Below are 12,787 nucleotides of genomic sequence, written 5' to 3'. Positions count from 1 at the left end.
ATAGCTAATACCTATAGCGGGCTATAACTCTTTCGTAGAACAGCTATTCCGATCGGATATGTTATATTTAATTCTATAATGATAAACGGGGAGATTAAACTATGAGCATACAAACAGAACCTAAACAACGAACAGTCACTCCATTTCGATATGATATTGTTGGCAGTTTCCTGCGCCCGAGTGCGTTGAAGGATGCCCGATTAAAATACCAAAACGGCGAAATTACCACGGAACAGTTGAATGAAGTGGAGAATGCCGAGATTGTGAAACTTGTACAGAAGCAAAAAGAGGTTGGACTTCAGGCTGTAACGGACGGCGAATTCCGCCGCTCTTGGTGGCATCTGGACTTCTTCTGGGGACTGGATGGTGTAGAGCGGACAATCATTGATGAGGGATATCGATTCAACGGTGCGACATCCAGACCGGAAACAGCTCGTCTGAGCGGCAAAATCAGCTATAGCAGTCATCCATTTGTAGCGCATTATGCCTTCTTGAAAGAAGCAGCTGGGGAAGACGTTGTTGCTCGTCAATCCATCCCAGCGGCTGCACAGTTCCTATTCGAATTAGACCGGGCAGATAATAAGGAAAGCACACAGGCCATCTATCCGAACCGTCAAGAGCTTCTCTCGGACATTGTCGGAGCGTACAAAGCATCCATCCTGGCTTTCTATGAAGCCGGCTGCCGCAGCATCCAGATTGATGATTGCACGTGGGGTGCACTGTGTGACCAACAGTTCATCACAGTAATGGAGCAGATTGGTGTCAATGTGGAAGATTATGCCAACGAACTTGCAAAACTGAACGAAGAAGTGGTATCTGGCCTGCCGGAGGACCTCGTGGTAACCACTCATGTCTGCCGCGGTAATTATGTTTCGACATTTGCAGGAGTCGGTGGCGGTTATGAGCCGATTGCGCAAACACTTCTGAGCATCGATAACTATTCGGGCTTCTATCTGGAGTTTGATACGGAACGGGCTGGTGACTTCAAGCCACTTCGTTTCCTGAAGGACAATCAGCAGGTTGTACTTGGCCTCTTCTCTTCCAAATTCGGAGAGTTGGAGAACAAGGAAGACATCCTGAAACGGATTGAGGAAGCTACACAATATGTTGATCTGGATCGAATCTGCCTGAGCCCACAATGCGGCTTCGCTTCCACGGAAGAAGGCAACCATCTGACCGAGGAACAGCAATGGCGCAAGCTTGCTTTCATTAAGGAAATTGCTGAAGAGCTCTGGAAGTAACATTTGCAGCGTCATTCATCTTAGCCGTACGGACCATCATCCGTATGGCTTTTTGGTGTAGTCCTCATTGTAGAGTGGATGTTTGATCAGAGCCCATAACAGCCAAGAGAGTGAAGCAATGGGTGGAAATGCGAATAACGGATCAGGGAAGCGGCATGACTGAGGAAGAGGTGTGGTGGACCAAAATTAAAATAGCGACAGTTAGGACAAAAGGATCTTTGTCTCAACTGCCGCTATTCGTCTATTTCGCATGATATCGTCCTTTAGGCGCTACCATCGGTGATCCCGAAACGGGGTCTTCTATGACCGTACATTCCAATCCGAAAATGTCTTTGACCTGCGGGGCGGTTATCACCTCTGCAGGTTTACCCTCAGCCACAAGTTTTCCGGTATGAAGCACAGAGGGTTACATTCCTTGATGAAGTAGTCTATTATCCGTTCTTAACGGAACAGTTATAGGATGAGAGCAGGAGGGGTTCTATTAAATTAGGATGAAAATAATATCCATGTATTACATTCCAGATCATGGTATATTTGTATTATTAAATAATGTAAGGAGATTCTACATGCATAATCAATTCATCAAAAAGTTGATCGTACTTTGTTTGGTTTTTGTATTATTACCGGCAACGAGCGTTTTGGCTGCGTCGTCGCTTATTAAGGACCCGGTCTTGGCCAAAGTTATTCGAGCAGATTTGAAGATGTCGGCTAAGAAGGAAATAAAGGCTGCCGATTTGAAAAAATTAAAATCCATATATGCTATGGAAACAAAAAGTAAGATTTCTAATCTGCAAGGGCTTGAACATGCCGTTAATATGACGGATTTATTCTTGCCTGGTCAAAATATAAAAAATATTAAGCCACTCAACAAGTTGAAAAAATTGATGTTCTTAGCTGTTGAAGGCAATCAGATTGCAGATATCTCACCACTTTTAGGTCTGACTAATCTGCAAAATCTGGTTATGGACAATAACAAAATAAAAAGCCTGGCTCCATTGAAAAATATGCGTAAGCTGACCAGTTTACTCGCCAGTGGGAATCAGGTGACCGATCTAAGTCCCCTTCAGAAATTAAAGTTGGAATGGGTCATTATGGATGATAATAAAATTCAAGATCTGACACCTTTCAAGAACCATCCGACCTTGGAGTATCTATATGTAGAAGATAACCTCATTGAGGATATTTCAGTGCTCGAAACCATCCCACATCTAACAGAGGTATATTTGGCTAACAATCCGTTGAATGAGCGTGCGGAGCAGGTTGTGAAAAATTTGGAGAAGAAAGGCGTCCTTGTAGGTCTGGTAAGCGAAGAAGCGGATCAGGCGAAGTAGTTTCGATTAGAGAAGATGTATATGTATATATACGAAAAGGTTAATCCCTCATTATATTGAACAAAACAAAGAAGGCCGCAGATATTCTGACGGCCTTCTTTAATTATGTTGGACAGAAACGCTCGGTAACAACTTAACGCCCGTCCCACAACAATATTATTCCACTACGATCTCCTTCACCGTCTCTCCCTCAACCAGCACCGGCTGATAGTAGGTGTTTGTTGGCAGATCCTTTTTGCCTTGCAGATTCTTGATCACCCAGTCGGCAGCATCGCGGCCCATTTGCTCTTGGGGATGGGTTAGCGTTGTTAGCCTAATGTTGGCGTTCTTGGCGATGTACGAATTGTCCTGCCCAATGATGGATAACTCATCCGGGATCGAGATGCCCAGTTGCCTGCAGGCGTTCACGACCTCCAGTCCCACCTCATCGTTGTAACAGACGATCGCGGTGAGCGAATCCCTGTTTTCGTCCAGATACGTTGCTACATTAGAGGATAAACCCGGTTTCGATGCAGTATCAAAGGAAAGTACTTGCTCAGGATGGAACCGTAACTTCGCTTCACCCAGTGCCTTGATGTACCCCTTCATCCGGTACTTGCCCTGTAGATCATCCATTTTGGCAATAATGCCGATCTGGGTATGGCCTTTGGCGATCAATTCACGTGTGGCAAGATAACTGGATTGCACGTCATCCAGGCAGAAGAACGGAACCTCCAGCTCCTCATAAAATGCATTAATCATCGTAAACGGCACATCCTGCTCTTTGAACGATAAGTAGTATGCAATGTTGGGATTGTAGAGATTACTTTTGGTCGGTTCGACAATCAGGCCATCCACGCCGTAGGAGAGCATCATTTCGAGGGCTTTTTTCTCCTGCGCTACATCATTATTAGTACTGGCCAGCAGTAACGAGTAGTTGTCCTCATTCAGACGACTCTCAATACCGCGAATGATGGACGGAAAGATGTAATCCGAGATGTATGTCGTGATCACACCAATCGTTTTCTTAGACGTATGGCCACCTGATCGTGATCGATACTGATTGCTAACGTAAGTTCCTGAACCCTTTTCGCTTCGTAAAAACCCTTCGTTCGATAACTCCAAAATAGCCTTCCGCACCGTCTGGCGACTTACGGTGTAGCTTTCCTGTAATGCCAACTCGGTGGGGATCTGTTCGCCTATGCTATATGTCCCCGAAAGGATATGACTCTTTATATCATCAATGATGACCTGATATTTTGGCTTCACGTAGTCCACTTCTTTCATCGTTACTCATCTATATAAACGTAGTTGTTCAAATAGTTGTACGTACATATTTTAGCATGATTCAGATAGGATGAAAATAAAACCGAACATTTTTCGAAATAAACCGTACATATCCAGCCTTTTTGGATGGAGGTGTACCTTACAGCATAGCCTTTTTATAGCCATATAAGACCTTTGAATGGTCAAAATGAGCACATTATGTGTCCTTTGTAAGTATAACTATTATATATTATTGACAAATGTACGTACAAAAAATATACTAAGGCTGTCAGAAAAGGAAAGCGCATTCTTTGAAAACACAGACTTTTTGAACCACCTCTTATACAAAATTCATTATTAGCTACTGCCATAAGTAGAAGCTTCACCTTATATATGCATCCTTTAGGATGTGAAATCGCGACCGGAGAGGGGATACACGTGATTATGAGTCAATTGGACTTGAAAGAAGCCATTACCAAGGGCGCTACTTCGCTCGGAATTGAATTTGGATCAACGCGGATTAAGGCGGTGTTGATTGACGAGCGTTTTGAGACCATCGCGTCAGGCAGTTATGAATGGGAGAACCTCCTGAAAGATGGATATTGGACGTACAACCAGGAGGATATCATCACAGGTCTGCAAACGGCTTATCGTGAGATGAAGCAAGATGTGGAACAGAAATACGGAATCACGCTGCGAACGGTCGGTTCTATCGGATTCTCGGCCATGATGCACGGATATATCGCTTTGGATAGCGTGGGTGAACTGTTGGTCCCTTTCCGCACGTGGCGTAACGCTACGACGGGAGCAGCCGCAAGAGAGCTAACGGAACTTCTGCAATTCAATATTCCGGAACGCTGGAGCATTGCCCACTTGTATCAAGCGATTTTGAACGAAGAGGTGCATGTGCCACAGATCGATCATCTGACAACCCTGGCTGGATACATCCACTGGTTGCTGACAGGCAATAAGGCGATTGGGATCGGCGATGCTTCAGGCATTTTCCCAATTGACGAGTCTACACATAATTATCACCCATCTATGATCCAACAGTTCGATGAACAGATCGCAGGCAAAGGTTATCCGTGGAAAGTCGAGGACCTTCTGCCCAAGGTATATCTCGCTGGTGAAAATGCAGGTGCATTGACGGAAGCGGGAGCCAAGCTGCTCGACCCTTCGCAAGATCTGCAAGCAGGCATTCCGCTCTGCCCGCCAGAAGGCGATGCCGGAACGGGTATGGTGGCAACAAATAGCGTGAGAAAACGTACGGGGAACATCTCCGTCGGCACATCCGTATTTGCGATGATCGTACTGGAGAAGGAATTATCCAAAGTGTATCCCGAGATCGATATGGTCACCACGCCGGATGGCAGTCCAGTAGGGATGGTGCATGCCAACAACTGTTCCAGTGATATCAACGCATGGGTTGGACTGTTCCGTGAATTCTCTCAAGCAATGGGATATGAAGTGGATAACGCCAAGTTGTTTAGCGTGTTGTTTAACAAGGCTTTGGAGGCAGACCCTGATGGTGGTGGCTTGCTCAGCTACGGTTACTACTCAGGTGAGAACATTACGGGACTTGAGAAAGGCCGTCCATTGTTCGTCCGCTCCCCGGAAAGCAACTTCAATCTGGCAAACTTCATGCGGACACATCTGTTCAGTGCCTTCGGTGCACTCAAGTTGGGTATGGACATTTTGACGGAGGAAGAGAATGTAGCCATTGACAGTATTTTGGCGCATGGTGGCCTGTTCAAGACCCCTGTCGTCGGACAACGGATTGTAGCTGCTGCGATGAACGTGCCGGTGTCGGTGATGTCTACCGCTGGTGAAGGCGGCGCATGGGGCATGGCGCTTCTGGCTTCCTACATGATCAACAAGGATCAAGAGGAGAGCCTGGATGTGTTCCTGGAGCAGAAAGTCTTTAACGATGTGGAGGGTGTCGAAGTGGCGCCGGATGCATCGGATGTGAAAGGGTTTGAAGCATTTATCGAACGCTACCGGAATGGGCTTGCGATTGAGCAATCAGCTGTAGATCATCTGGTAGAGAACGGGAGGGAATAACATGTTAGAACAACTGAAAGAAGAGGTATTCCAGGCGAATCTGGAACTGCCAAAGCACGGACTTGTAAAATTCACATGGGGTAACGTCAGTGCAATCGATCGGGAAAGCGGTCTGTTCGTGATCAAACCAAGTGGCGTCAGCTACGATACGATGAAAGCAAGCGACATGGTTGTGGTTGATCTGGACGGTAACGTGGTGGAGGGTGAGATGAGACCTTCCTCAGATACCGCAACTCATGCCGTACTATATAAGCATTACTCGGAGATTGGTGGCATCGTGCACACACACTCCACGTGGGCGACTATCTGGGCGCAAGCCGGACTGGACGTCCCTGTTATGGGAACCACACATGCGGACACGTTCTATGGGGCGGTGCCTTGTGCACGTTTCCTGAACCAGGACGAGGTTGATCGTGGATACGAAGCAGAGACAGGACGCGTCATTATTGAAACGTTTGAACAGCGTGGGATTGATGTTATGGCTGTTCCAGCAGTGTTGCTCCATGGTCACGCACCGTTTACGTGGGGGAAAGATGCCAAGTCTGCGGTGGTAAACAGTGTCGTGCTGGAGGAAGTGTGCAAAATGAATCTGTACGCGCGGCAATTGAATAACTTCGCGAAAGAACTGCCACAAGGCATTTTGGATAAACACTATCTGCGAAAACACGGAAAAGACGCGTATTACGGACAGAAGTAATTAGGTTATGTAGCGATCGGTTGATAATAATTCAAGCGAATAAGTTGTTTGTTACTACTACCAATGAAGTTGTATCAAACTTTTACACGATAACGGAGAGTGCAGTACCAATCTGTAGAAGCGAAGCGCTCGCCTTTATAACCGGATATCATCCTTATTAAAATTGATCAAAGAAATCCGGGGATAACCAGCGATCGGAAGATGGTACTGCAATCGCAGTGTTATAGTGTAAACCCAAATGTTCAACTATAAAATAATGAAATGAGGATGATTATATGTCAGCAGCAAAAGAATTCTGGTTTGTGGTCGGTTCACAGCACTTGTACGGAGAAGAAGCACTGGGTGAAGTAAAAGCCAACGCACAGAAAATTACGGATGCTCTTAATGCAAGTGGCGTACTGCCGTACCCGCTCGTATTACAGGATCTGGCGGTAAGCGCAGATAAAATCACAAGCACGATGAAAGAAGTGAACTATCGCGACGAAGTAGCAGGTGTGATTACGTGGATGCATACGTTCTCCCCGGCGAAAATGTGGATTCGTGGTACAAAATTGCTGCAAAAACCTTTGCTGCACTTGGCAACCCAATTCAACGAAAGCATTCCTTGGGCAACCATCGATATGGACTTCATGAACTTGAACCAAGCGGCACACGGTGACCGCGAATATGGCTTCATTAATGCCCGTCTGAGAAAACAAAATAAAATTGTTGTTGGCTACTGGGAGCGCCCAGAAGTGCAACAACAGGTTGCTGACTGGATGGACGTAGCGGTAGCTTATAATGAGAGCTTTAACATCAAAGTAGCGCGCTTCGGTGACAACATGCGCAACGTGGGCGTAACCGAAGGTGATAAAGTTGAAGCACAGATCCAATTCGGATGGACCGTTGATTACTTCGGCATTGGCGACCTCGTTCAATACGTGAACGCTGTAACAGAGCAGGAAATCGATGATTTGATCGCTCAGTATGGAGAACTCTACGAATTCGATTACGGCACGAACAGCAAGGAAGCTTGGGAAGCCAGTGTACGTGTGCAAGCGAGTTATGAAATTGCGATCAAACGTTTCCTGGACGAAGGTGGTTACAGTGCCTTCACTACGAACTTCGAGGATCTGCATGGCATGAAACAGCTTCCGGGTCTGGCTGTACAACGCCTGATGGCTCAAGGGTACGGATTTGCCGGTGAGGGTGACTGGAAAACAGCTGCGCTGGATCGCTTGCTAAAAATCATGGCCCATAACGAGAACACGGGTTTCATGGAAGATTACACATACGAGATGGCTACTGGACAGGAAGCGATTCTTCAATCTCACATGCTTGAAGTAGATCCGACACTTGCCAGCACCAAACCGAGAATCATCGTGTCCCCACTGGGCATTGGCGATCGTGAAGATCCGGCACGTCTTGTATTCGATGGTAAAGCAGGCGAAGGTGTCGTGGTATCCATGGCAGACTTCGGTACACATTACAAACTGCTGATCAACGAAGTATCTGCTTTTGAACCAACCGTTCCAGCACCTAACCTGCCGGTAGCACGTGTTCTGTGGAGCGTGAAGCCAAACTTCCAGGATGGAGTGAAAGCATGGATCGAAAATGGTGGTGGTCACCATACGGTTGTATCCTTGAACCTGACCACAGATCAGATCGTGACGTATGCGAAGCTGGTGAATCTGGAGTACGTTATTATTAAGTAAAAGTGGATTGGCAGCTACTGCCTGAACTCATACAATTTTTTTCTCTGTGGCCGGGGGTTAACCCTCGGCCCTTTGTTTGTTATGCTGAGAAGCATGATGTGAAGCTGAGCAAGGATTTGCTTTTTCATCGAAAAGGGATAAGAAATGAAGGAGGAAGGACATGTATACAAAAGAAAGCTTGATGCAGCAACTAGAACAGCTTGGTGTGGATAGGCAAGGCACGGTGCTCATTCACTCTTCAATGAAAAGTATAGGCGAGGTTGAAGGTGGAGCAGACACGGTGTTGGATGCCTTTAGCGACTATATGAAAGAGGGATTGTTGGTGCTTCCCACTCATACGTGGTCTACCATTAATGCGGATAACCCAGTGTTCCACATGGAAACTTCTTCCTGTTGTGTGGGTATTCTTCCTGAACTTTTTCGTAAACGTCCGGGCGTAGTTCGTTCATGGCACCCTACGCATTCGGTAGCGGCACTGGGAAGGGACGCAGAGGCATTTACGAAGGACGATCATCTCTTCGATACACCGTGTGCGAGAGGTTCAGCATGGGGGAAACTGCTTGATCGGAAAGCGACGATCTTGTTAGTAGGCGTTGACTTGAAGCGGAATACATTTATCCACGGGGTCGAAGAGTGGGTGGACATACCTGGCAGAATGACGGACGAGCATGAGATGCTGTATACGGTTTTACCAGATGGAAGCCAGATTTCAGTACCATCCCGCAGACATTGTGGGTTGCCATGGTCAGAGCATTTCTGGAAAGTAGATGAGGTATTGGTTCGCGAAGGTGCGATGCGTAAAGGAAAGCTCGGCGATGCGGTCGTAAGAGTGTGTGATGCGGCTAAGACAGCAGAGGTAATTACGGAGATGCTCAAGCATAACCCCGATCTATTCACGGACAATCTCCCTCTAAATGCAGTAACCGAATGATATAAGGGCCGTCCGATAGCCGGATGGCTCAATATCGATCACTTGATGATATCCGAATATCTCCTGAGCAGATGATCTCCTCTCCTGTTTGTACTCTAAACCTTCAAAAGCATTCATAAATAATCAGAAATAGATCAGCATTTCGATCAGAGGTTGGTCGGACTTCCAGTGTATGGGCTACTCACCCTTATGGTGGTGTGATAAGATATGGTTAAATTAACCAATAAGTTTGGCGTAGCAGAATTGTATAGGTGTTTATTGAAGTTATATATAAGTATCACATAGAATCATGAACAACCACGTTGTCATTGTAGCATCTAAGAAGGAGAAGATTCGTGAACCCTTTAGTATGGTATGATCTCTTTTTATTTGTCCTATTGTTTGGTGTAGGTGTATATGTGTTTGCTACGGTTAGAATTACGAACTTACATAAAGTGTACTTTTTGTTTCACGGGTTGATGATGCTCTGGCCTTTCTGTCAATTTGCGAGTACGCTCACGGATGATTCCGGTCTGCAATTGTTCTACGTTACCTTATCTTTCGTTGCGGTCTCCTTGCTTGGGAGCGGGTGGCTTCTACTGACGATCTTTATTACCGGTTATTCAGAGCGTCTGAGTGCAAAAGGAACTTTTCTGCTATTTGTCCCTGCGGTGATCGGGGCTATAGGTGTGGTCGCTAATCCATGGAACGAGTTCGTCATTCCACTGGAGGGCGGGTACATCGAGCGGGATTACGGCCTTTGGTTCTGGGTTGTGATGACTATTCTGGTGAGTTATTTCTTGACTTCTCTCGTGGTTCTATTCCGGGCGGTGTATTCTTCGCAGACGTCTGCCATGATCAAAAAACAGGTGAGAATCACCCTGTGGGGCATCTTGGTGTTGGCTGTGTTTGCAACGATTGATGCGATTCTGAATGTCGTTCTAGCCCGCTGGTTGCCGATCATTCCTGGCATGACTTCGCTGGGGATCTTTCTGTCGGACCTGTTCTTTGTCTATGTGATTAAAAGATACAATGTGTTCGATCTGGTCTCCATCGCCCATGAGGACGTAATCAATACCATTCCATATGGCATCCTGGTACTGGATGAGAATGAAGTCATTGTTGAAGCGAACAAAGCCTCTCGATCCTTTATGGATCTGCATGTGGGGGATTCTTTTGATATGGAAGCCTTTCTGGAGTCTGTTCATGTTGTGGGCAGCTGCCGGGAGTTCGTGAATCACTATAAGAAAAAGGAAAATACCCTCTCTCACATTGAAGTGATCGTGGAGCGGGACAACAATATCCGGCACTATATCCTGCAATCGTCTCCGATTGTGGATTCGGCTCTTGTGCCGATCGGTCATATTCTTACGTTCCAGGATGTCTCGCAGGAGCGCTTCTATGTAAAGGAGATGAATCGCCAGAACGTAACGCTTCAGGAGCGAAATCAGGCGCTAGACCTAATCCGTCAGGAGTTATCCGAGGCCAATCGTAAACTGGAGGAACTCGCCCTGACGGACAGTTTAACCAACTGTTACAACCGTCGTTATCTGACCCAACATCTGAATCACGAGGTTATTACCAATATTCAATACAAAACACCATTCTCTCTCCTGCTGCTCGATATCGACTACTTCAAAGCAATCAATGATCGCTACGGACACGTCATCGGGGATGAAGTGCTTGTTCGCACAGCGGAGGCGGTCAAACAATCGATTCGCAGTACCGATATTCTGACGCGTTATGGTGGGGAAGAGTTCATGATCTACCTTCCGCATACGGAGCATGATCTGGCGAACCAAATCGCAGAGCGTGTGAGAACAGCTGTGGAGTCCAACCACATTGAGGTGGATCACGAGATTATGCAGGTGTCGATTACGATTAGTATTGGGATTCTGTCCTTTGAGGATTTTGAAGTTGTGCATGTGCCGGACAATCCGGAGGGGTATTTGACCCAGCTGTTTGCAGCGGTGGATAAGGCATTGTATCAGGCGAAGCAGAATGGGCGTAATCGGATTGAGTTTGCGGCGTTTGCAAATATATAGTGTATTCGCGGGAAATGAACTTTGTAGTGGATGGATACTATTTGTGAATGTTTATTGTTTCTGAATCTTACTAATTAGGCACTCAATTTGAGTGCCTTTTTACTTTAGGATGTAAGGATCAATTGAAAAATGTATAATAATGTGTTAAAATGAGAACATAAGTTCTCTTTTTGTTTTGTTTTTTTTGAAAATAGAACTAAATGGTAGGTGTTTAAAGTGTTATATTAAGTATCATTCAAAACTGTAGACACATGTCTTTTCTGTAAGTATTTTTCCTAAAATGAAGGAATATGATGGAAAACATCGAACTTTGTAGGAATAAGTACCTAAAAACAGGGGGAATGACATGTATACATTGGATCAATTTAGTAAAACGTATCGTTATAAGATGGCACATAATAAAATTAAAAAGATAGAAGTTATTAAGGAGTACTTTGCGACTAATTACGATCATACAATGGTTGCACAGGAGTCTGAAGAGCTTTTATTAGAGGTAATTTCCTATACTATTGGAAAGCCTGATCAAGAAGAGAAAATCTTTATAGAGATAATTGAAATTCTTCATGACAGGTACTCATTAGGTACACCGTATCAAATGTATGACGTGAACTTGCCAACAAACGCTTCTTTTGACGAAATTCTAAAACAAATTAGGAGACTTTTCAAAGATCCAATTCAACGCGATATGTTTGATTTTTTACCTGAGCAAAGTATCACTATTGATGATACAGCTGAAGATGTAACTATAAAGATGAGATTTAAGGAATTTGAAAAAGACATTGTAAGTGGAGCGAGAACAAAAACTATTTTGGTTAGTGGACAAATCCCAGTTTATGTTAATATAAAAAAGAAAAAAGCAATCATAAATACTGGGTATCTTAAAGCAGCAAAACTTATTGCTAAAATAATCAATGGAGTGATCGGAACAACAATTTCAATCTCTCAGATAAACGTCGAGTCTGAGTCCGAACAAATGCCAAATTTAGTTGCAAATGATAGATTCTCTCCTTTAACAATTTTGGCTATTACACTTATTTTGGTGGAGTTAAATAGAAATAATTTCGTTTTGAATGATTTATTGTCAATATCCTTTAACAATGAAGATGCACCTAGAGTGAAGCACGCTCAACTTGGTGGTAATCATTTAATACAAGACGCTGATGTAGTTAATAGGATTTATAGAGGAGACAGAATAACCCACTTCCTAGTTAGTGTTGCACATTTAAATAGTAGACAGGCCGCGGATATGACTGGTGAAATTTTGTTTGATTTTAGAACGGGGTTTAAATTGCAATTTGGAGAACAAACTAGTGGTGTGTACAAAAAAACTGATGCCGCTATGGATATTGAATCAATAATAAGAACAGCATTAAGGAGTTCTGTTACAGTATCTAATGCGATAAATGCTATAAGAACCAGGTTACCCAATATCCCAGCTCAGGATCAACAGATGGTTCGTGATATTTTGACTGAGGTTCGTACAGCATTAGGTGATATACTCCCAAACGATAAATTGATTATGGAAGATTACTTAACTAGAACATTCGGATTGTAGGTGATCAA

The 12,787-nt window shown here is 44.8% G+C and carries 9 protein-coding genes; 8 read left to right on the top strand and 1 reads right to left on the bottom strand.

Annotated elements, in window-relative coordinates; genetic code table 11:
* Positions 1-101 precede the first annotated feature (101 nt).
* Both MHH92_RS29960 and MHH92_RS29950 read left to right on the top strand, forming a co-directional pair.
* Positions 102-1,241: a 5-methyltetrahydropteroyltriglutamate--homocysteine S-methyltransferase gene (locus MHH92_RS29960; RefSeq protein WP_340907569.1), complete on the top strand. Its 1,140-nt coding sequence runs from the start codon at positions 102-104 to the stop codon at positions 1,239-1,241.
* A 566-nt stretch (positions 1,242-1,807) separates the two neighbouring features.
* Positions 1,808-2,572: a leucine-rich repeat domain-containing protein gene (locus tag MHH92_RS29950; protein WP_340907568.1), complete on the top strand. Its 765-nt coding sequence runs from the start codon at positions 1,808-1,810 to the stop codon at positions 2,570-2,572.
* Positions 2,573-2,728: 156 nt separating this feature from the next.
* Here the strand turns inward: MHH92_RS29950 and MHH92_RS29945 are convergent, their stop codons facing one another.
* Positions 2,729-3,820 carry a GntR family transcriptional regulator gene (locus MHH92_RS29945; protein ID WP_340907811.1) on the bottom strand — a complete coding sequence of 364 codons (1,092 nt, stop codon included), beginning with the start codon at positions 3,818-3,820 and terminating at the stop codon, positions 2,729-2,731.
* A gap of 441 nt (positions 3,821-4,261) precedes the next feature.
* On the opposite strand from MHH92_RS29945, the gene MHH92_RS29940 reads away from it, so the two are divergent.
* The 6 genes from MHH92_RS29940 to MHH92_RS29915 all read left to right on the top strand — a co-directional run bounded on the left by MHH92_RS29940 (position 4,262) and on the right by MHH92_RS29915 (position 12,779).
* A complete protein-coding gene (locus tag MHH92_RS29940; RefSeq protein WP_340907567.1) occupies positions 4,262-5,878 on the top strand; it encodes a xylulokinase in 1,617 nt (538 codons plus the stop codon).
* Between the two features lies 1 nt (position 5,879).
* Positions 5,880-6,575, top strand: coding sequence for an L-ribulose-5-phosphate 4-epimerase (locus tag MHH92_RS29935; RefSeq protein WP_036611813.1), 696 nt, complete (start codon positions 5,880-5,882; stop codon positions 6,573-6,575).
* A 275-nt stretch (positions 6,576-6,850) separates the two neighbouring features.
* Complete coding sequence (gene araA, locus MHH92_RS29930; protein ID WP_340907566.1) at positions 6,851-8,269, top strand: L-arabinose isomerase; 1,419 nt, start codon at positions 6,851-6,853, stop codon at positions 8,267-8,269.
* A gap of 160 nt (positions 8,270-8,429) precedes the next feature.
* The gene (locus MHH92_RS29925) at positions 8,430-9,200 is read left to right on the top strand and encodes an AAC(3) family N-acetyltransferase (RefSeq protein WP_340907565.1); all 771 of its coding nucleotides are present in this window, start codon (positions 8,430-8,432) and stop codon (positions 9,198-9,200) included.
* Between the two features lie 335 nt (positions 9,201-9,535).
* Complete coding sequence (locus MHH92_RS29920; RefSeq protein ID WP_340907564.1) at positions 9,536-11,224, top strand: histidine kinase N-terminal 7TM domain-containing diguanylate cyclase; 1,689 nt, start codon at positions 9,536-9,538, stop codon at positions 11,222-11,224.
* Between the two features lie 346 nt (positions 11,225-11,570).
* On the top strand, positions 11,571-12,779 hold the full coding sequence (locus MHH92_RS29915; RefSeq protein ID WP_340907563.1) for a hypothetical protein: 1,209 nt from the start codon (positions 11,571-11,573) through the stop codon (positions 12,777-12,779).
* Positions 12,780-12,787 lie beyond the last annotated feature (8 nt).

The sequence above is a fragment of the Paenibacillus sp. FSL M7-1414 genome (assembly GCF_038003195.1).
Lineage (GTDB): Bacteria > Bacillota > Bacilli > Paenibacillales > Paenibacillaceae > Paenibacillus > Paenibacillus amylolyticus.
This window is presented reverse-complemented; position numbering and strand designations above follow the sequence as displayed.